The 26075-nt window shown below is 54.7% G+C and carries 20 protein-coding genes and 2 pseudogenes; 8 read left to right on the top strand and 14 right to left on the bottom strand.

Annotated elements, in window-relative coordinates; translation table 11 throughout:
* Window positions 1-5 precede the first annotated feature (5 nt).
* Complete coding sequence (gene pepT, locus ACZ6J2_RS00110; RefSeq protein WP_471724439.1) at window positions 6-1229, bottom strand: peptidase T; 1224 nt, start codon at window positions 1227-1229, stop codon at window positions 6-8.
* Between the two features lie 237 nt (window positions 1230-1466).
* Here pepT and potA point away from each other — a divergent pair, with 237 nt between their 5' ends.
* The 4 genes from potA to potD are packed head-to-tail and all read left to right on the top strand — an operon-like array spanning window position 1467 to window position 5275.
* Window positions 1467-2615, top strand: coding sequence for a spermidine/putrescine ABC transporter ATP-binding protein PotA (gene potA / locus ACZ6J2_RS00105; RefSeq protein WP_471725036.1), 1149 nt, complete (start codon window positions 1467-1469; stop codon window positions 2613-2615).
* The gene (gene potB, locus ACZ6J2_RS00100) at window positions 2599-3456 is read left to right on the top strand and encodes a spermidine/putrescine ABC transporter permease PotB (protein WP_033145229.1); all 858 of its coding nucleotides are present in this window, start codon (window positions 2599-2601) and stop codon (window positions 3454-3456) included. Before potA ends, potB begins: the two co-directional genes overlap by 17 nt.
* Window positions 3453-4244, top strand: a complete 792-nt coding sequence (potC, locus tag ACZ6J2_RS00095; RefSeq protein WP_471724437.1) for a spermidine/putrescine ABC transporter permease PotC — start codon at window positions 3453-3455, stop codon at window positions 4242-4244. Before potB ends, potC begins: the two co-directional genes overlap by 4 nt.
* Window positions 4241-5275, top strand: a complete 1035-nt coding sequence (gene potD / locus ACZ6J2_RS00090) for a spermidine/putrescine ABC transporter substrate-binding protein PotD (protein ID WP_471724436.1) — start codon at window positions 4241-4243, stop codon at window positions 5273-5275. Before potC ends, potD begins: the two co-directional genes overlap by 4 nt.
* A gap of 46 nt (window positions 5276-5321) precedes the next feature.
* Here potD and ACZ6J2_RS00085 read toward each other — a convergent pair whose 3' ends face one another.
* Window positions 5322-6551, bottom strand: a complete 1230-nt coding sequence (locus tag ACZ6J2_RS00085; RefSeq protein ID WP_471724434.1) for an EAL and HDOD domain-containing protein — start codon at window positions 6549-6551, stop codon at window positions 5322-5324.
* A gap of 236 nt (window positions 6552-6787) precedes the next feature.
* Between ACZ6J2_RS00085 and ACZ6J2_RS00080 the strand changes: the two genes are divergently transcribed.
* Window positions 6788-8719, top strand: a complete 1932-nt coding sequence (locus tag ACZ6J2_RS00080) for a methyl-accepting chemotaxis protein (RefSeq protein ID WP_471724432.1) — start codon at window positions 6788-6790, stop codon at window positions 8717-8719.
* Between the two features lie 45 nt (window positions 8720-8764).
* On the opposite strand, the gene cobB is transcribed toward ACZ6J2_RS00080, so the two are convergent.
* The 5 genes and pseudogenes from cobB to lolC form a co-directional block, all read right to left on the bottom strand.
* Window positions 8765-9586: a Sir2 family NAD+-dependent deacetylase gene (gene cobB, locus ACZ6J2_RS00075; RefSeq protein WP_045888802.1), complete on the bottom strand. Its 822-nt coding sequence runs from the start codon at window positions 9584-9586 to the stop codon at window positions 8765-8767.
* A 14-nt stretch (window positions 9587-9600) separates the two neighbouring features.
* Window positions 9601-10512, bottom strand: a complete 912-nt coding sequence (nagK, locus tag ACZ6J2_RS00070) for an N-acetylglucosamine kinase (protein WP_214578979.1) — start codon at window positions 10510-10512, stop codon at window positions 9601-9603.
* Between the two features lie 53 nt (window positions 10513-10565).
* Window positions 10566-11810 carry a lipoprotein-releasing ABC transporter permease subunit LolE gene (gene lolE, locus ACZ6J2_RS00065; protein ID WP_032657985.1) on the bottom strand — a complete coding sequence of 415 codons (1245 nt, stop codon included), beginning with the start codon at window positions 11808-11810 and terminating at the stop codon, window positions 10566-10568.
* Window positions 11810-12511, bottom strand: a complete 702-nt coding sequence (gene lolD, locus ACZ6J2_RS00060; protein ID WP_010429765.1) for a lipoprotein-releasing ABC transporter ATP-binding protein LolD — start codon at window positions 12509-12511, stop codon at window positions 11810-11812. Before lolD ends, lolE begins: the two co-directional genes overlap by 1 nt.
* Window positions 12504-13702 (bottom strand): annotated as a pseudogene (gene lolC, locus ACZ6J2_RS00055) (lipoprotein-releasing ABC transporter permease subunit LolC). Before lolC ends, lolD begins: the two are co-directional and overlap by 8 nt.
* A 255-nt stretch (window positions 13703-13957) precedes the next feature.
* On the opposite strand from lolC, the gene ACZ6J2_RS00050 reads away from it, so the two are divergent.
* The 3 genes from ACZ6J2_RS00050 to ldtC all read left to right on the top strand — a co-directional run bounded on the left by ACZ6J2_RS00050 (window position 13958) and on the right by ldtC (window position 19742).
* Window positions 13958-15031 carry an acyltransferase family protein gene (locus ACZ6J2_RS00050; protein WP_471724430.1) on the top strand — a complete coding sequence of 358 codons (1074 nt, stop codon included), beginning with the start codon at window positions 13958-13960 and terminating at the stop codon, window positions 15029-15031.
* 149 nt (window positions 15032-15180) lie between these two features.
* Complete coding sequence (gene mfd / locus ACZ6J2_RS00045; RefSeq protein ID WP_471724429.1) at window positions 15181-18627, top strand: transcription-repair coupling factor; 3447 nt, start codon at window positions 15181-15183, stop codon at window positions 18625-18627.
* 149 nt (window positions 18628-18776) lie between these two features.
* A complete protein-coding gene (gene ldtC / locus ACZ6J2_RS00040) occupies window positions 18777-19742 on the top strand; it encodes a L,D-transpeptidase LdtC (RefSeq protein WP_471725034.1) in 966 nt (321 codons plus the stop codon).
* Between the two features lie 527 nt (window positions 19743-20269).
* Here the strand turns inward: ldtC and ACZ6J2_RS00035 are convergent.
* From ACZ6J2_RS00035 to ACZ6J2_RS00005, 7 genes and pseudogenes are all read right to left on the bottom strand, one after another.
* The gene (locus ACZ6J2_RS00035) at window positions 20270-20608 is read right to left on the bottom strand and encodes a hypothetical protein (protein ID WP_208763763.1); all 339 of its coding nucleotides are present in this window, start codon (window positions 20606-20608) and stop codon (window positions 20270-20272) included.
* A complete protein-coding gene (locus ACZ6J2_RS00030; protein WP_471724428.1) occupies window positions 20608-21981 on the bottom strand; it encodes a hypothetical protein in 1374 nt (457 codons plus the stop codon). The genes ACZ6J2_RS00035 and ACZ6J2_RS00030 overlap by 1 nt, the downstream gene beginning before the upstream one ends.
* Complete coding sequence (locus ACZ6J2_RS00025) at window positions 21981-22238, bottom strand: PAAR domain-containing protein (RefSeq protein ID WP_471724427.1); 258 nt, start codon at window positions 22236-22238, stop codon at window positions 21981-21983. Before ACZ6J2_RS00025 ends, ACZ6J2_RS00030 begins: the two co-directional genes overlap by 1 nt.
* A 13-nt stretch (window positions 22239-22251) precedes the next feature.
* Complete coding sequence (locus ACZ6J2_RS00020) at window positions 22252-22923, bottom strand: YidX family protein (RefSeq protein WP_471724426.1); 672 nt, start codon at window positions 22921-22923, stop codon at window positions 22252-22254.
* A 46-nt stretch (window positions 22924-22969) separates the two neighbouring features.
* Window positions 22970-23689 carry a T6SS immunity protein Tli3 family protein gene (locus ACZ6J2_RS00015; RefSeq protein WP_471724424.1) on the bottom strand — a complete coding sequence of 240 codons (720 nt, stop codon included), beginning with the start codon at window positions 23687-23689 and terminating at the stop codon, window positions 22970-22972.
* 13 nt (window positions 23690-23702) lie between these two features.
* On the bottom strand, window positions 23703-25841 hold the full coding sequence (locus ACZ6J2_RS00010) for a T6SS effector phospholipase Tle3 domain-containing protein (RefSeq protein WP_471724422.1): 2139 nt from the start codon (window positions 25839-25841) through the stop codon (window positions 23703-23705).
* Window positions 25838-26075 (bottom strand): annotated as a pseudogene (locus ACZ6J2_RS00005) (type VI secretion system tip protein VgrG); the annotation flags it as partial. The gene ACZ6J2_RS00010 and the pseudogene ACZ6J2_RS00005, both read right to left, overlap by 4 nt.

The raw sequence follows: 26075 nt of genomic DNA, 5'->3' as shown, positions 1-26075 counted from the left end.
TTTTCTTACCGCTTCGCGGTCAACTCCGCTATCCGCACTATCACCTTCACCGCTTTTTCCATCCCTTCCAGCGTCACAAACTCATGCTTGCCATGGTAGTTGTAGCCACCGGTAAACAGGTTCGGGCACGGCAGCCCCATAAACGACAGCTGAGAACCGTCGGTGCCGCCGCGAATCGGCTTCAGCTGCGGTTCAATATCGCAGTCGCGCATCGCCTGCTGGGCGATATCGAGAATATGCGGATGCGCCATCACCTTCTCGCGCATGTTGTAATAGCTGTCTTCAATGATCAGCTCAATATAGCAATCAGGGTGTAATCCTTTACCGACCTTCTTGGCGATCTCCATCATCTTACGCTTGCGTGCCTCAAAGGCTTTGCGGTCGAAATCGCGGATGATGTAGTGCATCTGCGCGCTGTCCACGGTGCCTTTGATGCTGGTCAGGTGATAGAAACCTTCATACCCTTCGGTCTGTTCAGGGCTCTCTTCCGCCGGGACTTCTGCATGAATTCTGGACGCCAGCGACAGCGCGTTCACCATGACGCCTTTCGCCGAGCCGGGATGAACGTTGTTGCCGACAATTTTGATGGTGACAGACGCAGCATTGAAGTTTTCATACTCCAGTTCACCGACGCCGCCGCCGTCGACGGTATAGGCCCACTGCGCGTTAAAGGCTTCCACGTCGAAGTGCTTCGCGCCCTTGCCGACCTCTTCATCCGGCGTAAAGGCCACGCGGATATCCCCGTGCGGGATATTTTTGCCCTTCAGCACCGCCAGCGCCGTCATGATTTCCGCGATACCCGCCTTGTCATCCGCCCCCAGCAGCGTCTTCCCGTCGGTGGTGATCAGCGTCTGACCGAGCAGCTGGTGCAGCACGGGGAACATCACCGGCGAGAGCACCTCGTCGCCAATGCCCAGCGCAATATCGCCGCCGCGGTAGTTTTCCACAATCTGCGGGTTCACATGTTTACCGCTAAAATCCGGAGAGGTGTCGACATGGGAGATAAAGCCAATCGCCGGAATATCACCCGGGACATTCGCCGGCAGCGTTGCCATCACAGTGCCTTTTTCGCTTAACGTGACGTTGACCAGCCCCATGGCGTCAAGCTGCTCTTTAAGCAGGTTTAATAACTTCCACTGGCCTTCAGTGCTCGGCACCTGGCGAACACCCGGCTTAGATTGGGTATCCAGCGAAACGTACTGTAAAAAACGCTCAAGTAATTTATCCATGCAGTCACCCTCACTTTTCGTGACAACATTATCAGTAAGCATCAAAACGCAAATATTGCGTCAGGTCACTTTTATCCCGCAAACGAGAATATTTTCCGTTTATATGGTTATGCGTTAGTAAATGTAGCTTATGAATCAGTGACAAGGTTTGGCGTTCGCAGGGGATTGCCGTAGAATGTCCGCCCTCATTACGAGTCACCAAGGTGGTTACACACAAACCCCGCTTCAGTCTGCTGCCTGAGGCGTCTATATGGGACAGCGCAAAAATTGAATACACAATCCCGTTCACGTTCACCGCTGGTGCAACTGGAACGAATTCGTAAAAGTTTTGATGGTAAAGACGTTATTTCCGACCTCACTCTGACCATCAATGACGGTGAGTTTCTGACGCTGCTTGGCCCCTCGGGCTGCGGCAAAACAACCGTACTGCGCCTTATCGCCGGGCTGGAAAGCGTCGATAACGGCCATATCCATCTTGAAAACCAGGACATCACCCAGGTTCCTGCCGAAGACCGCCACGTCAATACCGTTTTTCAGAGCTACGCCCTGTTCCCGCACATGACCGTGTTTGAAAACGTGGCGTTTGGCCTGCGGATGCAAAAAACGCCGGCGAATGAGATCGAACCGCGCGTCACCGACGCCCTGCGCATGGTGCAGCTTGAGACGTTTGCCGAGCGTAAACCCCATCAGCTTTCCGGCGGCCAGCAGCAGCGCGTGGCCATCGCCCGCGCCGTGGTCAACAAGCCGCGCCTGCTCCTGCTGGATGAATCCCTCTCCGCGCTGGATTACAAGCTGCGCAAGCAGATGCAGAACGAGCTTAAAGCCCTGCAGCGCAAGCTCGGCATTACCTTTGTGTTTGTCACCCACGATCAGGAAGAGGCCCTGACCATGTCCGACCGCATCGTGGTAATGCGCGACGGCAAAATCGAGCAGGACGGCACGCCGCGCGAAATCTACGAAGAGCCGAAGAATCTGTTTGTCGCCAGCTTCATTGGCGAGATCAATATCTTCGACGCCACGGTGATTGAGCGTCTGGACGACCAGCGCGTGCGCGCCAGCGTTGAAGGACGCGAGTGCAATATCACGGTGAATTTCCCCGTCGAAAAGGGACAAAAACTCAACGTTCTGCTGCGCCCGGAAGATCTGCGCGTCGAGGAAATTCACGGCAATACCGAGGCCGAAGGGTTAATCGGCTATATCCGCGAGCGCAACTACAAAGGGATGACGCTGGAGTCCGTTGTCGAGCTGGAGAACGGCAAGATGGTGATGGTCAGCGAGTTCTTTAACGAAGACGACCCTGACTTCGACCACTCTCTCGACCAGAAAATGGTTATCAACTGGGTAGAAAGCTGGGAGGTTGTGCTGGCTGATGAAGAACACAAGTAAATTCCAGAATGTGGTGATTGCCACGATCGTCGGTTGGCTTGTGCTGTTTGTCTTTTTACCCAACCTGATGATCGTTGCCACCAGCTTTCTGACCCGCGACGACGCTAGCTTCGTTTCGCTGGTCTTTACGCTGGACAACTACGCGCGCCTGCTCGATCCGCTCTATTTTGACGTGCTGCTGCACTCGCTCAATATGGCGCTGATTGCCACCCTTGCCTGTCTGGTGCTGGGGTATCCTTTCGCATGGTTCCTCGCGGGCCTGCCGCAAAAGGTGCGGCCCCTGCTGCTGTTTTTACTGATTGTTCCCTTCTGGACCAACTCGTTAATCCGCATCTACGGGCTGAAAATCTTCCTGAGCACTAAAGGCTATCTCAACGAGTTTCTGCTGTGGCTGGGAGTGATTGATACGCCGATCCGCATCATGTTTACCCCGAGCGCGGTGATTGTCGGCCTGGTCTATATCCTGCTGCCGTTTATGGTGATGCCGCTCTACTCCAGCATCGAGAAGCTGGATAAACCGCTGCTGGAGGCGGCAAAAGATCTGGGCGCTAACAAGCTGCAGACCTTCATCCGCATTATTATCCCGCTGACCATGCCGGGCATTATCGCGGGCTGTCTGCTGGTGATGCTCCCGGCGATGGGCTTGTTCTACGTGTCGGATCTGATGGGCGGCGCGAAAAACCTGCTGATCGGTAACGTAATCAAGAGCCAGTTCCTGAACATCCGCGACTGGCCGTTCGGGTCCGCGACCAGCATTACGCTGACGGTGATCATGGGCCTGATGCTGCTGGTCTACTGGCGCGCCTCACGCTTGCTGAATAAAAAGGTGGAACTCGAATGATCGGTCGACTGCTTCGCGGCGGTTTTATGACCGCCATTTATGCCTGGCTCTATATCCCGATCGTTATTTTGATCGTGAACTCGTTTAACAGCTCACGCTTCGGGATTAACTGGCAGGGTTTTACCACCAGCTGGTACAGCCTGCTGATTAACAACGACAGCCTCCTGCAGGCCGCTCAGCACTCGCTGACGATGGCGATCTTCTCCGCCACCTTTGCGACGCTGATTGGCTCGCTCACCGCCGTGGCGCTGTACCGCTATCGCTTTCGCGGCAAACCGTTCGTCAGCGGTATGCTGTTTGTGGTGATGATGTCGCCGGACATCGTGATGGCCATTTCGCTGCTGGTGCTGTTTATGCTGCTGGGCGTACAGCTTGGCTTCTGGTCGCTGCTGTTCTCGCATATCACCTTCTGCCTGCCGTTTGTGGTGGTGACCGTTTTCGCGCGCCTGAAAGGGTTCGACGTGCGCATGCTGGAGGCGGCGAAAGATCTGGGCGCCAGCGAGATGACCATCCTGCGCAAAATCATCCTGCCGCTGGCGATGCCCGCCGTGGCGGCCGGTTGGCTACTTAGCTTCACCCTTTCGATGGATGACGTGGTCGTGTCCTCCTTCGTCACCGGTCCGAGCTATGAAATTCTGCCGTTGAAGATTTATTCAATGGTGAAAGTTGGCGTCTCACCGGAGGTGAACGCGCTGGCGACCATTCTGCTGGTGTTTTCGCTGGTTCTGGTGATCGCCAGCCAGGTTATTGCTCGTGATAAAACAAAATCTCAGGGGACAATGAAATGAAAAAAATGCTCGCCGCTGCGGCGCTGGTGCTTGGCATGGGTGCCGCGCACGCTGATGACAGCAAAACGCTCTACTTCTACAACTGGACCGAGTACGTGCCGCCGGGCCTGCTGGAACAGTTCACAAAGGAGACGGGCATCAAGGTTATCTACTCGACCTACGAGTCGAACGAAACCATGTACGCCAAGCTGAAAACCTACAAAGACGGCGCGTACGATCTGGTCGTGCCTTCCACCTACTTTGTCGACAAAATGCGCAAAGAGGGCATGATTCAGAAGATCGACAAAACGAAGCTAACCAATTTTGCAAACCTCGATCCAGAGATGCTCAACAAGCCGTTCGACCCCAATAACGACTACTCCATTCCGTACATCTGGGGTGCGACCGCTATCGGCGTGAACAGCGATGCCGTCGATCCGAAAGCGGTGACAAGCTGGGCCGACCTGTGGAAACCAGAATACAAGGGTAGCCTGCTATTAACCGACGACGCGCGTGAAGTGTTCCAGGTCGCGCTGCGCAAGCTGGGCTACTCGGGCAACACGACGGATCCTAAAGAGATTGAAGCGGCATATGCCGAGCTGAAAAAGCTGATGCCTAACGTGGCGGCGTTCAACTCTGATAACCCGGCAAACCCGTATATGGAAGGCGAAGTGAATCTGGGAATGGTGTGGAACGGCTCTGCGTATGTCGCCCGCCAGGCCGGTACGCCGCTTGAGGTGGTCTGGCCGAAAGAAGGCGGGATCTTCTGGATGGACAGCCTTGCGATCCCCGCCAACGCGAAAAATGTTGAAGGGGCACACAAGCTGATTAACTTCCTGCTGCGCCCGGACGTAGCGAAACAGGTTGCCGAGACGATTGGCTACCCGACGCCAAACCTCGCCGCACGCAAGCTGCTGAAGCCTGAAGTGGCTAACGATAAATCGCTCTATCCGGATGCCGAAACCATCAGCAAAGGTGAATGGCAGAACGATGTCGGTGACGCCAGCCGCCTCTACGAAGAGTATTACCAGAAATTAAAAGCGGGCCGGTAACGGTATCGCGTTCTTCCTCACGCCGTACGTGCGGCGTGAGGAAGGATTAACTGACCGCATTCTCCCCTGCCCAGATTGTCGCCTTTCTCATCGCCTCAACCACATCCTCATCCGACAGACCCAGCGCCTCACGAACCCGGGTCGCCTCGTCCCACTGCTGCTGTTCATAGTATCGGCATAGGCTCACCATATCGGCTAACCGTCCCTCCTTGTGGCACAGGGCATTGCTCACGCTCTGCGGGACCGCAATTTGTTTCATCAACTCGGCCATCGGCAACTCTAAGAGAGTATCGAGCAGAGAAAACAGGCCGCACATGAAGGCATTTTCAGCCAGCGTCGGTTCGTTCATCGTCTCGGCGATCAGTTCGCAGAACTTGCCGCGCATCATGCTCAGCGGGTAAAGCTCGCTGACGGTGTCATTGCCCGCACTGGCGAGGACCACGACCGCAACAAACCGTCTCAGTTGGTTTTCCCCGAGGTATCGGAGGACTTCGCTCAGGGTTAACTTGCTGAAATTACAGGCACCGATATGTTTAAATGCGGTGTGTTTCATGTAGCGCATGATTTTCCAGGACAGCGTGAGATCGGTTTTAATCAACGATTCGACGATCCGAAAATCAGGCTTATTGCGCCCAACCTCCATTTGCAGCCGAAAAATTGCCAGCTGATTTTGCGATAGTCGTTTATATTTAATGACCTCCGGACGGCAGAAAAAATAGCCCTGAAATAGCGAGAATCCCTCTTCCCTGTATTGGCTGAATTCCTCTTTAGTCTCAATTTTTTCAGCAAGATATTTAATATGCCCGGTTAAATGTTTACGCTCTTTCAGATACTGTTTAATTTGCGCTAAGGTATAATTTCTGACGTCAAATTTCAGTATTGAAATATAGGGTAAAAAAGCATCCCATTCTGGAGCAAGGGTGAAATCATCAAGCGCAAACTGATAACCATCCGCACTCATCTCCCTGACGGCCTGCAACAGCTCCGCTCCCGGTACAGCATCTTCCAGGATCTCAATGACCACGCTCTCTTTATCCAGCGCTTCTCCACTGCGGTCTATGACCATTCGCGAAGGGAAATTAATAAACGACGTATGTGCCCCGGCGATGCGCTGGGACGGCACGCATAAAAACTGATCTGATATCATCCTGGAGGTGGCATATTCCGCCGACACATCCGGAAAACGGTTTGTCATCCCATCTCTGAAGAGCAGCTCATAGGCCACCGTCTTCATCTCAGGGTTAAAAATGGGTTGTCGCGCAATAAATCCGTACATATCCCATCCTCCTCTACAACTTTATATTTATTAGCATCCTCTTTCTACACGACGATAACGAGCTTTATCGAGCACTATTTTGATTGAATGCACAAAATAAAAGCATCCACACTAATTAACTGGATTTACAAATCAAAATTTAAATTAAATATCCCTGGCGCTCTACAGAAAGAGGAGAAAATATCCGATAAGGAATATGTGCCTGCCCGACATGCACGATATTACGGGAGATGAGAATGAAAGACGCCGTGGTCCAAAGAAAAAAAATAAGAGTCAAGACGTTGATGCTATTGTCCATTTTCCTCACCGTAACGGTGGGCTTTACGGCAACGATCGGGTTTATGATGTGGCAGTGGATGGCCCAGCAGGAGGTTCTGGCCAAAAAACATATCCGCCAGATTGCCGAGGTGCAAGCGTTGCAGGTCAGTAAACAGCTGGATTCTGCCCTGACTGCCGCCCGGGATATGGGCAACAGCGCCCTGGCGCTGCGCGAGGCGGGCGTGACCGATCGTCAGAGCCTGAACCAGCTGCTCATCCACTACCTTTCGGCTCACCCGCAGTTTCTCTCCATGTCGATGGCCTTTGAGCCTAACGCGTTCGACGATAAAGATGCCGTCTGGGCCGGTCAAAGCGGTGAAGATCCTGCCGGGCGCTACGCCCGCTACGTCGACCGCGACGCCGCCGGCAAACCGGCATTACACCTGCTGACGGACATCGAAACGCCCGGCAGCGGCGATTATTATCTGCTGCCGAAACAACGCCATAAAGATGTGATCATCGAACCCTATATCTATCCCTACAACGGCGTGGACGTGATGCTCACCTCGATTGCCGCCCCCATCATGCGTGACGGTCAGTTTCTGGGCTCGGTCACCTCTGACTTCTCTCTCGCCACGCTGCAGTCGACGATCGGCGCGATTAAACCGTGGAACGGCACAGGCTACGCCCTGCTCCTCTCCGCAGCTAATAACGTGGTGTCCAGCCCGGACAAGCGCGCGGCGGGCAAGCCTTACGCCGGTCAGATTGCCGGTCATGACGTCACCCGCATTAACGATCCGCTGCTGAAGGAGGACGTGTTTATCACCTGGCAGGACATCGCCGTCGGTAACAGCCAGACGCCGTGGAAACTCGCCATTATCACGCCGGTCAGCGAAGTGATGGCCGAAGCGCGCGCATTTTTACTGAAAGCCATCATCATGATGGTGCTAAGCATCGTGGCGGTTAGCCTGGTCATGGCACAGATCTTCACCCGCAAAGTTGACCGTCCGGTTGGGGGAGAACCTTCGGAGGCGGCCGGGATCGCCCTGGCCGTTGCCCGGGGAGACCTGAACAACACCATCCCGGTGCGTTCCGGAGATACCCACAGCATTTTTTATGCCCTGCACACCATGCAGATGCAGCTCAAGCGCATCGTCGACAACATCAGCGAAGCCAGCCACTCCGTACACGGCGGCACCAGCGAAATTTCGGCGGGCAACCTGGACCTCGCCTCGCGAACCGAGGAACAGGCGGCTGCGGTTGTTGAAACGGCAGCCAGCATGGAAGAGATTTCAGTCACGGTGAAGAATAACGCCGACAACGCCCACAAGGCGACCACGCTGACCGATCGCGCCGCGAGCCTCGCCGGGCATGGCGAAACGCTGGTGAACGACGTGGTCGTGGTGATTGGGGAGATTGATGAGAGCGCGCGTAAGATCGGCGAGATTAACAGCATTGTCGACGGCATCGCCTTCCAGACCAATATCCTGGCGCTGAATGCTGCCGTTGAAGCGGCACGGGCTGGCGAACAGGGGCGCGGTTTCGCGGTAGTCGCTGGGGAAGTGCGCAATCTTGCCCAGCGAAGCGCCAACGCGGCAAAAGAGATCTCTCAGCTGATTGCCGAGTCCTCAGGGCGCGTGAGCAAAGGCGTTGAGCTGGTCAATGAAACCGGGGTAATGATGAAACAGGTGATTGAAGCGGTATCGCATGTGCATCTGGTCATCAACGATATCGTTCAGGCGCTGGACGAGCAGAATCGCGGGATTAGCCAGGTCAGCACAGCCGTTAACCAGATGGACAGCACGACCCAGCAGAACGCCTCTCTGGTTCAGCAGATCTCTGCGGCGGCGCTCTCGCTGGATGAGCAGGCTAAATCGCTCGAGAAGACGCTGGGGTTCTTCCATTCATAAATAAAAAGGCACCCGCTGGACGGGTGCCTTTTCACGCGATTGCCGTTATAGCCCTTTCAGCAGCTTGTCGACAAACTCCGGGACGACCGTGCTTGCCAGACCGTAGTGTTTCTCTTCAAACTCGCTGCCCACCTGGCTTGGCTCAAGATTGAGTTCTACCGTATGCGCACCGTGCAGGCGCGCTTCGTGGACAAACCCCGCCGCCGGATAAACATGACCGGATGTGCCGATGGCGATAAACACGTCGGCCATCGCCAGCGCGCTGTAGATATCATCCATTCCCAGCGGCATTTCGCCGAACCAGACCACGTGCGGACGCAGGCGCGACGGGAACTGGCAGCAGTGGCACTTATCCTCTGGCAGCACGTCCTCTTGCCAGTCCAGCACCTGACCGCTCCAGGCGCAGCGAACCTTGAGCAGCTCGCCGTGCATGTGGATGATGTTCTTGTTACCGGCCCGCTCGTGCAGGTTATCGATATTCTGCGTCACCAGCAGAAAACGATCGCCGAGCGCCTCTTCGAGCTTCGCCAGCGCCAGATGCGCCGCATTCGGCGCGACGTCAGGCTGCTGAAGCTGACGACGGCGGGCGTTGTAAAACGCCTGGACGAGATCCGGATCGCGGGCAAAGCCTTCCGGCGTGGCTACATCCTCCACGCGGTGCTCTTCCCACAGCCCGTCCGCCGCGCGGAAGGTTCGAATTCCTGACTCGGCGGAGATCCCCGCCCCGGTCAGCACCACCACTCTGGGTTTATCCATCGCTTCTGGCATTATTCTGTCTCTGAAAAAAATCCGCTGGCGCAAGCGCTCACGCAAGCGGCGTTTGTTTTTGCGAAAACGGCTGAGTCGACCCTGGCGACGCGACAGCATAGAAACCTCGTAAACTAATCGGTGAGATGAAGGAATGCGGCTCCGCGCATGCCTCCTGCGTCCCCGTGTCGCGCGCGTTCAATACGTGGCACGCGGGCAACCGGCAATAAATGTCGGGGCAAACGCCCGGACAACCGTTCCGTAATCGCGGTAAAGTTTGAAAGCCCTCCCCCGATCACCAGCAGATCCGGGTCGACGATGGTGAGAATATTTCCCAGACACACCGCCAGCAGATCCAGATAACGCTCGACGTGCTCACGCGCCTGCGCATCCCCTTGCTCCCACAGGGTAATGATTTGAGGGGCCTCAAGTTTCTGATGATAGAAGTGTTCGTAAAGCCATGCAAACCCGCGACCGGAGAGGGTGTTCTCAATACAGCCGTGCTGGCCGCAGCCGCAGCGGGTCAGCGGGAAATCGCGCCCCACGACTTCCAGGGCATCCACCGGGAGACGGATATGACCAAACTCGCCGGTGATGTAGCTGCGCCCGGTGATTGGCTTCCCGTTGATCACAATTCCCCCGCCGACGCCGGTACCGAGGATCAGACCCATCACCAGCGGATACTGACGGAACTCATCGTCCCAGGCTTCGGAGAGCGCAAAGCAGTTAGCATCATTGTCTAAACGCACGTCGCGTTCAAGGAGGGCAGAGAGATCGGCGCGGAGCGGTTTACCGCTGGCGGCAGGCACGTTGGCGGCATACAGCGTGCCGTCGTCGGTTTCGGGCATACCCGGAATGCCGATGCCGACGCTGCCTTTCACGCCAAAGCGTTCATCGGCCTGCGCCACCAGCGCGGCAATCGCGGTTAAAAATTCGTCGTAGCTTTCGCGCGGCGTGGGTACGCGGGTTTCCCACTGTAGCCTGAGATCTTTATCAAACACGCCGAGCGCAATCTTGGTGCCGCCAATATCAAATCCGTAATACATAACGCATTCCTCTTTTAACCTGGCGGCCCGAAAGCCGCTAGATCATGACGTAATTACTGGCCACTTAATACCCTCGCCGGATCAATTCGGCTTGCGCGACGCGCCGGATACCAGCTTGCCAGCAGACTCAGTAAAAGTGCTGTAACCAGCACATAAAAAACGTCCAGCCAGTGCAGTTCAGACGGCAGGAAGTCAATAAAGTAGATATCACCCGACAGGAACTGGTGACCAATAAGCTTTTCGATCCCGTTGATAATCGGCGTCAGCTGCAGGGAAACCACCACGCCAATCACCACGCCGCACAGGCTGCCGAACAGACCCGCCAGTAAACCGTACCAGACGAAGATGGCGCGAATAAGACCGTCTTTCGCCCCCAGCGTACGCAGCACGGCGATGTCGCCGCTCTTGTCCTTGACCGCCATCACCAGCGTCGAGACGATATTAAAGCACGCCACACCAATCACCAGCACCATCGCCAGATACATAATGGCGCGGATCATCTGGATATCACGGTACATATAGCCGTAAGTGCCGATCCAGCTCTTGATGTAGACATAGTTATTGGTCACGCTGCCCGCGTCGCGTACCAGTTTGTTGGCGTTAAAGACGTCGTTCACCTTAATGGCAATGCCCGTCACGCTGTCAGCCATGTCGAGATACTGGCGCGCATCCTCCATCGGCACCATCGCAAAGCTATGGTCAAGCTGACCGCTCAGCTGAAGAATACCGGTGACGTGCAGGCGCACGCGCTTAGGCTGCTGCAGCTTGTGGTCGGCGCTGGCGTTCGGGATCATGATCGACACCCAGTCGCCCTGCTTCACCTTCAGGGCATCGGCCACGCCTTTACCCATAATGATCTGCTGCTCACCGGCCTTAAAGTTGGCCCACGCGCCGTTCTGCACATAGTTTGGCAGCGCGCTGAGACGCGCTTCCTGGGCGGGGTTGACCCCTTTCACCTGAATGGCACGCAGGTTTACCCCGCTCTCCACCAGCCCGGTAAAGTTAATGTAGGGCGCGGCCGCGGCAATGCCCGGCACCTTTTCGACTTTGGCGAGCGCATCGCTCCAGTTCGTCCACGGCTGGTTAACCGGCTCGATCTCCCCGTGCGGCACTACCGCCAGAATGCGGTTATTCAGCTCGCGCTCAAAGCCGTTCATGGCGCTTAAGCCCACAATCAGCACCGCCACACCGAGCGCAATACCGATGGTCGAGATGACGGAGATCAGCGACACCATGCCGCCGCGACGGCGACCGCGGCTAAAACGTAAACCGATGAGTAACGATAACGGTGACGCCATTACTCTGCTCCCATCAGGGTCAGTTCCGCGTTCAGATGGCCGTCGCGCATCTCAAGCTGACGCCCCATGCGTTTTGCCAGCTGCAAATCGTGGGTCACGACCAAAAACGCGGTGCCCTGCGAGGCGTTCAGCTCGCCCAGAAGCTGGAAAATACTGTCCGCATTGCGGGCATCCAGGTTACCGGTAGGCTCATCCGCCAGCACCAGACGCGGGTTGTTGACCAGCGCACGGGCAATCGCCACGCGCTGCCGCTCGCCGCCGGAAAGCTCAGAGGGACGATGGTTACCGCGATGGCCCAGCCCTACCGCTTTCAGCATGTCGCTGGCGCGGGCGTTAATTTCTGCCGGTTTCTTTTTGCCAATCAGCAGCGGCATCGCCACGTTTTCCAGCGCCGTGAAATCAGGCAGCAGGTGGTGGAACTGGTAGATAAAGCCCAGCTCGCGGTTACGCAGCTCTGCCTTCGCCGCGGAGGACATTTTGCTCATCGGCTGGCCGGAGAAAATCACGTCGCCCTCGGTTGGCGTATCCAGCCCGCCCAGCAGATGCAGCAGCGTACTTTTGCCCGAGCCGGAGCTGCCGACAATCGCCATCATCTCGCCTTCGCCCACGCTGAAGCTCACATTGTGCAGCACGTCGGTTTGCACAGTGCCTTCCTGATAGCGTTTGGACAGGTTGTCGCATTGCAACAGGATCTTATTCATAACGTAAAGCCTCAGCGGGTTGAGTGGCGGCAGCGCGCCAGGAAGGATAAAGCGTAGAAAGCAGCGCTATGGCCATCGCGGCCAGCGCAATACCGACCACCTGCAGCGGCTCGATAGCTACCGGCAGCGCCGCGCCGTCGAGCAGGGCGCCGATGATCGGCATTAAGTTATTAAGCTGGCTGGCAAGCAAGGCCCCCAGCACGGCGCCGAGCAGCGCGCCAATGATGCCTGCGCTGGCTCCCTGCACCATAAATACCGCCATAATCTGGCGCGGCGTGAGCCCCTGGGTTTGCAGAATGGCGACTTCGCCCTGCTTCTCCATCACCATCAGGCCCAGCGAGGTAATGATGTTAAATGCGGCCACGGCCACGATCAGGCTCAGCAGCAGCCCCATCATGTTTTTTCCATCCGCACGGCCTGGAACAGTTCGCCTTTACGCTCGCGCCAGTCCTGCCATTTGGTGCCGTCCGGCAGTTTTTGCTGGCTGAGGGTATCGACCTTCAGCGGCGCGTCAAGCCACAGGCGCCAGCCGGTAATATTCCCTGCCGGGTAGCGCATCAGGCGTGAAGCGTCCTGAATGTTAACCAGCATCTGGTAACCATCGACTTCGCTGTTGGCGGCAAAGGTACCAATCACGTTAAACAGGCGCTGGCTTGGCAGGCGCCCCATCGGCGTAAACTGGCTGGCAGAAGGCACCATCACGCGCAGCTGATCGCCGCGGTTGACGCCAAGCTGTCCGGCAAGCTGTTCACCCAGAATCACGTTGTATTTCCCGGCTTCCAGATCGGTCTGCTTCACGTTAACCAGATACGGCGTCAGCGGATCGTTTTGCGCCGGGTCGATACCCAGCATCACGCCGACCGCCACGCTGCGGGCGCTTTGCAGCACCACGTCGCCGGTCGTCAACGGCGCGACGCGCGTGACGCCCTGTAACTTCGCCGCGCTTTCCGGCAGCTGTTGCGGGTTAACCGAACCGTTGGATGATGAGAGAACGGCCTGCGGCATCAGCCCCAGGATGTTATTTTGCAGCTCGCGCTCAAAGCCATTCATGACGGAAAGTACCGTCACCAGTGCCATCACGCCAAGCGTAATGCCAATAGTCGAAAGCCAGGAGACAAAGCGACCGAAGCGGTCCGCGGCGCGCCCACGCATGTAACGTAAGCCTATGAAGAGTGCGACAGGTTGATACATGAAATCCGTCTGTTTGCTGATAGCAGACCCACGAGTATATAAGCGAATCCGTTAAGCGTAAATGACTGAAACAGTAAGCTTTGGTAATCATTCTTCCGAAAAATTCAGATAAATCAGGGTGCTATTGTCTGAATACTCACCTCGCAACCTCCACCTTTTCCGAAAAACCACGGATACAGACTGTTACCCATTACATCCCGGCTTCGTTTTACAACAATTGCTCGTTCGTTTATGGCAATAAGGTAGTGGCGAACAATGAAGCAAAAAGCATTATGGATTAACCAGATAAAAGGGCTGTGTATCTGCCTGGTGGTTATCTATCATTCGGTTATCACGTTTTATCCGCATCTGATCGGGCTGCAGCACCCGCTCTCCGGCCTTCTCGCCAAATGCTGGGTCTATTTTAACCTCTATCTCGCACCGTTTCGTATGCCGGTCTTCTTCTTTATCTCCGGCTATCTGATCCGTCGTTATATTGACGAAGTGGACTGGCGAACCAGTCTCGATAAACGGATCTGGTGCATTGTCTGGGTCCTGGCGCTGTGGGGCGTTCTGCAATGGCAGGCGTTGACCCACCTGAACGCCTGGCTGGCGCCCGAGCGTGAGCTTGCCACCTCGTCGAACGCGGCCTACGCCGACTCGTTCTCAGGCTTTGTGCTGGGGATGATCACCGCCAGCACCAGCCTGTGGTATCTGTATGCCCTGGTAGTCTACTTCACGCTGTGTAAACTGCTGAGCCGCTGGAAGCTGCCGGTACTGGGGCTGCTGGCGCTGGCGAGCATCGCGATTAACTTCATGCCGCTGCCGTGGTGGGGAATGAACAGCGTGGTCCGCAACATGATCTACTACAGCCTCGGGGCGTGGTATGGCGCAGAGCTGATGGCGTGGATGAAAAGCGTCAACCTGCCCCGCATCTGGCTGGCAACCGGCGCTTTCGCCGCCGTCTCCGTGGTACTGTGGTTTGCTAACGTTCCGCTTCTGCTCTCATTGCTGTCGATTGTGTTGATCATGAAGCTGTTCTACAGCCTTGAGCAGCGCTATGCCGTTAACCCGAATAATCTGCTGAACGTGATTGGCTCAAATACCATTGCGATTTATACCACCCACCGTATCCTGATTGAGGCCTTTAGCCTGTTCCTGATTGGCGAAATGAATGCCGCCTCGTGGCCGGTCTGGGCAGAGCTCACCCTGGTACTGGTCTACCCGTTTGCCAGCCTGCTTATCTGTACCCTTGCCGGGCTCGGGGTGCGTAAAATCTCCACCGCGCTGTTTGGGGACGTTTTCTTCTCTCCTCCGTCTACGCTGACCCTGTCACCTTCAACGCGTTAATACCCTCTCCGCCCCCGTTTCGGGGGCGTTTAGCCCTGCCGTGCGGTTACGATTTGCTTATGTAAAACGATCGAGGATAATAAAGACATTGCGTATCAGTGATATGCCCCAATACTGTTGGTATATCCATAAGAGACTCTGACATAGCCATGCCTGAACACTATCGTTATTCCTTGCCCGTCAAAGCGGGCGACCAGCGCCAGCTGGGTGAACTCACGGGCGCGGCGTGCGCCACGCTGGTGGCGGAAATTGCCGAGCGTCACCCTGGCCCGGTGATTCTGGTTGCCCCGGATATGCAAAACGCCCTGCGCCTGCACGACGAAATTCGCCAGTTCACCGATAGCCTGGTGTTCAGCCTGGCCGACTGGGAGACGCTGCCGTATGACAGCTTCTCTCCGCATCAGGAGATCATCTCCTCGCGCCTGTCGACGCTCTATCAGCTGCCGACCATGCAGCGCGGCGTGCTGATTGTGCCGGTGAACACCCTGATGCAGCGCGTCTGTCCGCACAGCTATCTGCACGGTCATGCGCTGGTGATGAAAAAAGGCCAGCGCCTGTCCCGTGATGCCCTGCGCGCGCAGCTTGACGGTGCCGGCTATCGCCACGTCGACCAGGTGATGGAGCACGGGGAATACGCGACCCGCGGCGCACTGCTCGACCTTTACCCGATGGGCAGCGATCAGCCGTATCGTCTGGATTTCTTTGATGATGAAATCGACAGCCTGCGCGTATTCGACGCCGACACGCAGCGCACGCTGGAAGAAGTGGAGTCCATCAATTTACTGCCCGCGCATGAGTTCCCCACGGACAAAACCGCTATCGAGCTGTTCCGCAGCCAGTGGCGCGATAGGTTCGAGGTGAAGCGCGACGCGGAACATATTTATCAGCAGGTCAGTAAAGGCACGCTGCCTGCTGGGATCGAATACTGGCAGCCGCTGTTCTTCAACGAGCCGCTCCCTGCTCTGTTCAGCTACTTCCCGGCGAATACGCTGATTGTTAACACCGGGGATATCGACGCCAGCGCCAGCCGCTTTGAAAGCGAAACCCGCGCTCGCTTCGAAAACCGGGGCGTTGACCCGATGCGTCCGCTGCTGCCGCCGGAAGCGCTGTGGCTGCGCACCGACGAGCTCAACGCCGAGCTGAAGCGCTGGCCGCGCATGCAGCTGAAAACCGACTCGCTTGCCGATAAAGCCGCCAATACGAACCTCGCCTTCCGGACGCTGCCGGACCTGGCCGTTCAGGCGCAGCAGAAATCGCCGCTGGATAATCTGCGCAAGTTCCTGGAGTCCTTTACCGGCCCGGTCGTATTTTCCGTTGAGAGTGAAGGCCGCCGCGAAGCGCTCGGTGAGCTGCTGGGACGCATCAAAGTTGCGCCGAAGCGCATTCTGCGGTTAAGCGAAGCGACCGGGAATGGTCGTTACCTGATGATTGGCGCCGCCGAGCACGGGTTCATTGACACGCTCAACAACCTGGCGCTGATTTGCGAAAGCGACCTGCTGGGCGAGCGCGTCGCGCGCCGTCGGCAGGACAGTCGTCGGACCATCAACCCGGACACGCTGATCCGTAACCTGGCCGAGCTGCATCCGGGCCAGCCGATTGTGCACCTGGAGCACGGCGTCGGACGCTATCAGGGGATGACCACCCTGGAAGCGGGCGGTATCAAAGGTGAGTACCTGATGCTGACCTACGCCAACGATGCCAAACTCTATGTGCCTGTTTCGTCCCTGCACCTTATCAGCCGCTACGCGGGAGGTGCGGAGGAGAACGCGCCGCTGCACAAGCTGGGCGGCGATGCCTGGGCGCGCGCGCGCCAGAAGGCAGCGGAAAAAGTGCGCGACGTGGCGGCCGAGCTGCTGGATATCTACGCCCAGCGAGCGGCCAAAGAGGGCTTCGCCTTTAAGCACGACAAAGAACAGTACCAGCTGTTCTGCGACAGCTTCCCGTTTGAAACCACGCCGGATCAGGCCCAGGCCATTAATGCCGTGCTGAGCGACATGTGCCAGCCGCTGGCAATGGACCGCTTAGTCTGCGGCGACGTCGGCTTCGGAAAAACCGAAGTGGCGATGCGCGCCGCCTTCCTTGCGGTGGAAAACAACAAGCAGGTGGCGGTGCTGGTGCCGACCACCCTGCTCGCCCAGCAGCACTTCGACAACTTCCGGGACCGTTTCGCCAACTGGCCGGTACGTATAGAAATGCTGTCGCGTTTTCGCAGCACCAAAGAACAGACGCAGATCCTCGAACAGGCAAGCGAGGGTAAAATCGACATTCTGATCGGCACCCACAAGCTGCTGCAAAGCGACGTGAAGTGGAAAGATCTGGGGCTGCTGATCGTTGACGAAGAGCACCGCTTCGGGGTGCGTCATAAAGAGCGCATCAAAGCGATGCGCGCGGACGTCGACATCCTGACCCTGACCGCAACGCCGATCCCGCGCACGCTGAACATGGCGATGAGCGGCATGCGCGATCTGTCGATTATCGCCACGCCGCCGGCGCGCCGTCTGGCGGTAAAAACCTTTGTCCGCGAGTATGACAATCTGGTGGTGCGTGAGGCGATCCTGCGTGAGGTGCTGCGCGGCGGCCAGGTGTATTACCTGTATAACGACGTCGAAAATATCCAGAAAGCCGCCGACAGGCTGGCGGAACTGGTACCGGAGGCGCGCGTTGCCATCGGGCACGGGCAGATGCGCGAACGCGAGCTGGAACGGGTGATGAACGACTTCCACCACCAGCGCTTTAACGTGCTGGTGTGTACCACCATCATTGAGACCGGGATCGACATTCCGACCGCGAACACGATTATTATCGAACGCGCGGATCACTTTGGTCTGGCGCAGCTTCACCAGCTGCGCGGCCGCGTCGGGCGTTCGCACCATCAGGCCTACGCCTGGCTGCTGACCCCGCATCCGAAAGCGATGACCACCGACGCGCAAAAGCGTCTGGAAGCCATAGCCTCGCTGGAAGACCTCGGCGCAGGCTTTGCGCTGGCGACACACGATCTTGAGATCCGCGGTGCCGGCGAGCTGCTGGGTGAAGACCAGAGCGGCTCCATGGAGACCATCGGCTTCTCGCTCTATATGGAGCTGCTGGAAAACGCGGTCGATGCCCTGAAGGCCGGACGCGAGCCGTCGCTGGAAGATCTCACCAGCCAGCAGACCGAGGTCGAGCTGCGTATGCCTTCCCTGCTGCCGGACGATTTCATTCCGGACGTGAATACCCGACTGTCGTTCTACAAGCGCATCGCCAGCGCGAAGAAGGAGAACGAGCTGGAAGAGATCAAGGTGGAACTGATTGACCGCTTTGGCCTGCTGCCCGATCCGGCGAGAAATTTGCTGGATATCGCGAGGCTGCGCCAGCAGGCGCAAAAGCTGGGGATCCGCAAGCTCGAAGGCAATGAAAAAGGCGGCGTGATTGAATTCGCCGAGAAGAATCACGTCAACCCGATGTGGCTAATCGGCCTGCTGCAAAAACAGCCGCAGCATTTCCGTCTGGATGGTCCAACCCGTCTGAAATTTACCCAGGAGCTGACGGAGCGCAAAACCCGTATGGACTGGGTGCGTAACTTTATGCGCCAGCTGGAAGAGAACGCGATCGCATAACCTCCCTTCCCCCTGTCAGCCCGGCGCTACGGGGGGGACAATTTACAAACTCTTTGCACTTCACCCGATCTTCCCGACATACCCATTCGCCATAATTATATTTAACGTCTTATAAAACAATAACCTTATCATTTATATGGATTATTATGATGATGACCTCTTCGCGTTTTACTCGCTGGATGACCATGTTTGCGCTGGCAGCCATCGTCGCGGTAGCGCTTCCCGCTCGGGCAAACACCTGGCCCCTTCCCCCTCCCGGCAGCAAGGTCGTAGGTGAAAACCGCTTTCATGTGGTTGAAAATAATGGTGGTTCACTGGAAGCGATTGCCAAAAAATATAACGTCGGTTTTCTGGCTCTGCTGCAGGCGAACCCCGGTGTCGATCCGTACGTCCCGCGCGCGGGCAGCGTACTGACCATCCCGTTACAGACTATCCTGCCGGACGCCCCGCGCGAGGGGATGGTGATAAACCTGGCCGAACTGCGTCTGTACTATTACCCGCCGGGTAAAAATGAAGTCACCGTCTACCCTATCGGTATTGGTCAGCTGGGCGGCGACACGCTGACGCCGACGATGGTCACCACCGTCTCGGATAAACGCGCGAATCCAACCTGGACCCCAACGGCCAACATTCGTGCCCGCTATAAGGCCCAGGGCATCGATCTTCCAGCCGTGGTGCCGGCAGGTCCGGATAACCCGATGGGTCACCACGCGATCCGCCTCGCGGCATACGGCGGCGTCTACCTGCTGCACGGAACGAACGCGGACTTTGGCATCGGCATGCGCGTCAGCTCCGGCTGTATTCGCCTGCGCGATGACGATATCAAAACGCTGTTTAACGTCGTTACGCCGGGAACCAAAGTGAATATTATCAATACGCCGATTAAAGTTTCAGAGGAGCCCGGCGGCGTGCGGCTGGTTGAGATCCATCAGCCGTTATCGAAAAACATTGGCGACGACCCGCAGACGCTGCCCATTAACCTGAATGCCGCGATGGTAAGCTTCAAAACGAATGCGAATACCAACAGCGTGGTGATGGAGCGTGCGATGGAAGCGCGGTCAGGCATGCCGACCGATGTTACCCGGCATCACGATGTCGCCCAGCAGTCGATGTAATTCAGAAAGAAAAACGCCCTGCACATGTGCAGTAATGCCGTTCACTTAAGGCTCGCGTGACTTAAAGCTGAACGGATATCCAGGCGGCACATAAAGCACTGAACGATCGCATCGTCGGTGCTTTCTTTTTTCTGGCAGGATAAAGGCTTTAACATTTTGCCTCATTCCTTTCAAATGCTTAGGGATGTTTCCCGTCGCACCTTTGCCACAGCCCCGTACCTGGGAGACCAGGATATCCCGGGTTCACAGTAGGTGGCAACGAGCTGCTGCTTAAACTCAGGAGAATAATCAGGGCAGCCTTTACGCCTGCCGGGAATCACATTTTTCTGCATATCTGACATTTTGATTCCCACCACTTATTTGGTGTACACCACGTTGTCGGATGCATCAGATTATGACCAGAAGCGAGATCCCAAACAGGCAGAAGCCGCACTAACGCTGATTCAAAAAATATCAAAGAATTGAAAGTTATTCACTCTACTATTTCAGACATGTAAAGACAGCGGGCACAAAGCCCGCTACATTTATCAATGATATATAACATAAGACATGGTTAAGACTGTACTCCCCAGATACATAGCCAATATCATTAAAAATGTCTTAAAGTCTGTAAAAAATTTCAGCGGCACACTAACAAAGTAATTCCGTCGAGAAGGGTTACGTATCGACATATATAACTGGTAGATTTCCGGAGAATCTTTCAATGACTGTAATTTATTGTGCGTACACCAGTGCTTTTTGTTTCTGTAATCAAAAGACAAATCAATATACACTGCCATTAACGCAAGCATCACACCTAAAGCCAAGCCATCATAATAAAATACAGCTTTGTGAGGTAAAATCAGAGCAATTAGTTCATTCATCATTACATTCCCATATGCTCACGAGCTTTATCACCATAAAACCAGGTAAAAAATGCCCCCACCACCAAAAACATAACTATACATAGAACAGCCATTATAATTAAAAACCAGCCGGATATAGATTTACCGCCATCACCAAAACTGCCAATGGTTATCATAATTCCAAAAAAGAACATCAACCCGGCGATCCCACAAACTTCCCACGGTGTCGTGTATCTTTTCTCCTGGGGATAATCAGGTTGGCGAGTTAACCGGGACGACAGAGCCGTCATTGAAAATCTGTTCTTTTCGGAAGCAGCCACCAGTTGATCGCCCTGCGCATACGTTACCGCATCGGCCGCCAGAGCCAGCATCAGCCAAGGATACCCGGCAGAATGCTCACCGAGCGATATTTCAAGCTCCAGCCGGTCCGGCACAGCTTTTTTCTCATCCAGCACTTCCAGCAGCGGGTACTTTTCTGTACGTGAAAGCCCGGTATACCAGATCTGTTTGGGTTTACTGACCGCTTCCGCACGCAGATAAACAGGTACTGTTTTTTCAACGTCCGTGACACCCGTCATCGGCTGATAAAGGTAAACCGGTTTTTCTCCTTCCGTTTTAACGTAGTAATTCGTGAGGAAAAGCGCGGTGACATTTTCCATCTGCTTCGACTCTTCTTCGTCAGAATGCAGATCGACACAGATAAGCAGGCGTTCAACGACGTATCCGTTCGTCTGCTTTATCCACTCCGTGATTTTCGTATAGTCCGGGCATTCAGACAGAAATGTTATTTTCTTGGTAGCGATCGCTAAACGTTCAAGCACGCGCCTGAGCTCATCGCTACAGGATTCGTCCCCGTCTCGTACCCACACCAGCGCTTCAATCTGCCGGTACTGAGAAAGTTTTCCGACCATCGGCTCCAGGACGTGGATAATAGCCTGCCCGGCTCTCGTGAAATCGAAGGATTCTTCCAGTTCGATTTTCAACGGCATTTTAGCGGCCAGCGGAAACTCCCCCTCAAGTTTCAGCATACTCAGCGCCAGTTCCTTCGTTGCCTTTGGAGGCGTCAGTACAGACCAGCCAGCAAGGGTAATATTTCCCCTGGCGTAGCTGACAACCTTGTATTCCTGCTGGGCCGCAATCAGCAATCGCGTTTCCATGTAGTGCCTGAGCCCGTGATACACAGTAGAGAACACTTGTACGAACCCCGTCAGAAAAACAACCGGAATAACCACAGACTGGGCAAGAAAATCGAGATCGACATGCTTATTACCCGGCCATGTGACAGCCCGGACGCCCAGGCAGATAACCACGACGACCACATTTAAGAGACATATCCACAGATAGGGGAAACGCTCTTCAAATTCATCCTGTTTGGAGAATAACCACCAGTTCATTAAACAACCCCCGCCGTGGGGAGCGTGGTGCGAATGGCACAACCACACGCCGCTCTACAACCATCCACGACCACACCGCGGCCGTTCATCGTCCAGGTCGGATGGCACTCGTTAATAGGAAACGTTCCTTTATGCTCAGGGCACGTCACCAGATCGTCTTTCAGGGCCACTGGCAGGCCCATAAATTGCGCACCGGACGCTTTAATCACTTTTCCGCCGCTCACCAGTGGATCGTTCAGTCGAATTACACCGTTCATAATTTAATTCCTTTTAGTGAGCTTTCATTGATCCCATGCTCAAAATAGCAACAATAGGCACCCCAATTAATTGCAATGGTGACGTAACAATGTCCACTGCAATAGTTACAGGATACAAGACTGCGCCTGCGACGCGTGGGGATGTTGACGTCGTTTCTTTATAAAATTCAATATTTACAGGACTATGAAACATTAACACTTTAGTATTGTCCTGTTGAGGATTTTTCTTATGAATACTTCCAGAAAGAAAACGCACAGCAAGTTCACACTCATCACCAGAAAAACAATTAAAACCATGTTTTTTCAATGAGTTTAAAGTCCCCTCACTCAAGCGCTCACTCTTATAATCTATGTAGATATTTCCAGTAAACGAACTATTATCGTTTGAAATTACAAATTTTCCATTCCCTCGGGCCGTAAGATTTTTTCTATCAATCGCGTTATCACTAAGAATGCTTATAATTGAATCCCCTCCACTAGCGAGTAAGTAATCAAAATTTTTCCCAATAAAGACCCAACCTTCATTTTTATTATTATCTATTCCTTTGGAAAACCCAATAATATCGTCATTACTATATGATATTGATATATTTTTACCATCACTAATCTCATCAGAGAGCGCAGAAGTCAGACACCCAGATAAAAAATGAACAAAGCACAAACAAAAACAATGTCTTACATACACAAAAACCAATCAACTTAGTTATTTTCATATTTCACATCCTTTTAAGTTAATAATGCTTTCGCCCTGCATCCATATCGCAGCGCATGTGATCCCAGCCCGTATAGCCCTTCACTTCCGGAACCTTATCGGGTTGATTCTGCCAATTGGTTTTAAGTTGCTCAGTAGAGCCTTCTAAACCTTGTTTGGTCATATACACCATTCCCCAAGGCCAGCCAGGTGAACGAGGTTCCACTTTCCCGCTTACCTTTTGCCCAGTTCCGTCGTCAACGGTATATTCAATCCCAGGACCACCAGCGGCAAGGCGCGGGTCGTCAAACGGTTTGGACGACATATACAGTCGATGTTTGGTCTGCAAAAAACCCTGATCGTTGACGACAGTGAAAGAAAGAACATCTTCATAAGGAGGACCATCATCCCCATTTGGCTCATTACGACCAGGTGCAATACCTACAGAACGCCAGGTTTGTCCGTAATCTTTAGAAACCATAAATCCACCGGCACCCCAGCCTGTTATTGCAATATATCGTTCTGACGGATGTATAAACTTGCGGGTAAATAATCGGTAATACTGACTGACTGGCTCCGTATGAATGCCTCGTTTGGTATCCGTATACCAGAGCTCGCCCTCACAGTCCCAGCCCTTCAGCTCCAGATAACGATGGTCATCAAAACGGTAAACTACCTGCGTCGGCGGTTCTTTCGCCTGACAACCGGAACCTATCAGTACCGCTGCTAAGGCAATATCCGTTGTATATTTCAGACTCATATCTGTCTCCCTGTCATGATTCCCACCACGATTTTTGTTTCGCTATTCCCAGGTCGCTGTCAGATTTTGGCTTCGGCATATCCCACTGTAGATTTGCCACTTCCTGATTCCCGACGGTCAGGTCGCGGGACGGCCTGACGGTTGTCGCGTTGTTAAACTGGTTTTCCACGCCGAACTCACCTTTAGGCAGAACATCATCGGGTTTATTCATAAACCATTTGGTCAAGGCTTCATTCAATTTACCTGAACGGTAATAGTCTCTCGCATGTTGATTGCCATTCTGCGGATCGCGCCAGTCTGCGCGGTGTAACAAGCCTTCCCAGAACTTACCCGCCTGATAGTCAAAGGACTTGCACTGACCGATTGCCAGGTCGAATGCCATCGCGTGCGACGGTGCAAATTCACTGGCGACGATAGAAGAGTGCTGGCTGTAGCCTACCGGATCGGTGTTCTGCCACTCCTTTTCAAGTTCGTCACGGGATTTAATCCAGGTCAGCGTCAGCTGAGAAAAATCTCTCGTTCCCGTCACTTCACCGCGAATAACTTCATGCCCCCGGTCAAAACTTTCCACCTGCAGCTCGTTAGGCGTTAATACATGGCCCGGTTGCCAGCTGATACGCTGATAGCTACTAAGCGCATAGGTAGCCGATGCCCTGCGCGAAATGGCACTGGCTTTAGCTGAATAGGAAATGTAAGCGTCAGGACTGTCCGGGTCGATATACGCGGTGTACGGTTTATCACTGGTTTTCGGATCGTTATCCGGATGGTTATCCTGCCCCATGAGTTTGAAAATAAACGGCTCCGGCAGCTCTTCGCCGTTTATCACAACATCGCTGTACGAATATCCCGCATTCATCACCGGCGTGGTGCTGAAATCACCTTTCCTCTCCGGTGCCATCTTAAACGGCTCCGTCTCCATGCGGCCAACCCAGCGATGCTGGCAGAATACCCGCTGACGCAGGTTAGGAATGTCAGCAGCCAACTCATTGGGAATGCCCCTCCAGCCGAATCCCTGGATATTTTGCAGAGAAACCGTGCCATCCTGCGGGCACCAGTAGTTATAGACTTTGCCGTTGTTATCACGCCGGTATTTAGCATCCTGACGTAATGGATTATCTGAAGGCTTGCGCGCGGCACAGCTGGCTTCCATTGCCTGCATATCAGTCTCTGACAGGCTTTTCCCTTTGTACTGGGTCGCCATCAATGCGCAGAAGTGTTTAAACGTCTCCTGACGGGCAAACGCCGTTTGATGATGCCCGGTCTGGGCGTTTTCAAGTAAACGCTCTTCAAGCGAATACGGCGAGTGATTCAGAATGACGCAGTTAACCGGCTCATATCCTGCCTGTTTAACCAGCATATTTGCCAGCATGGTGATGATGGTTCCCTGGCTATGTGCCACCACGTTAATCACATCATTTCGCGTCACCAGCGGTTCACGTATCTGAAGGATCAAATCCGCCAGCCGCTGGGCGGCAAAAAACTGGTAGATTCGATGCGGGTTGTCGTAGATAGGATGCGTAAAATCGCCACCATTCATATGAAACGAGGCAAATCCGGCAGCGGCCAGCGCCGCGCCGCCCGCCCCCGGCCCCAGCATATCGGGGATATTTGTTGTGGCGTTGGCAAAGGTGCCGCCCCCTTTGGCAAAATTCGCTTCCAGCGCGTTACCAAAGTTATCGTTCTGGAACTTAAGCGTACTTTTCCCGTCATTGCCCAAGTTGGCTTCTTTCTTCTCGTCATTCTCCTGATAAGCATCAAACGGCAGGTGCGCATTGTCTCCCTGCTTGTAAACCTCTTCCCGGTATCGCTTCTGGTCTGCCTGGTAGTCTTCATGCGTAACAGGCTTATACCCCCAGTAGAACGGGATAACAGGCGAACGGCCAGGATGGGTAATTCTGTAATCACCCCATTCATGCACGTAAAAATCCTGACGATTAAGACGCTTACTCAGTCCCGCAAGAATGCCTTTTTCCTGGTTCTGGTAGGCCTCCCCGACGTCGTTTACCCCGTGAACGAGGATCACAATCCCCGGCATCGGACGCGGGACGCCCACACGGCGGGTCTGGGCCACCTCCCCCAGACTTTTGTGAACAGGAATATCACCTTCAGATATCACCCGTGGAGCATACGGGCTTTGTTTGGCTTCCGTCATTCCATTAACTCCATTTTGTAGGTGTCCAGGTCATCAGCATCGAGTAACGCTGAATGGCCGTTGCTGTCCGTTACTCCTTCCACCACTTTTCCGGCCGAGCTGGTCAGCCTGAATTTTTTGTTTGCGAGAATCTGCTCCGGGTCGTCTCCGGCGTGCAGCTGGTAGCGGAGTTTAAACGCGCCCTGATTGAACGGCGGGACCGTGACCTGTGCGCTTTCCGGGCCGTCGTACTTG

This window comes from Enterobacter sp. E14S (assembly GCF_055666685.1).
Note: the sequence above shows the minus strand (reverse complement) of the source record. Positions and strands in the feature narration are given on the sequence as shown.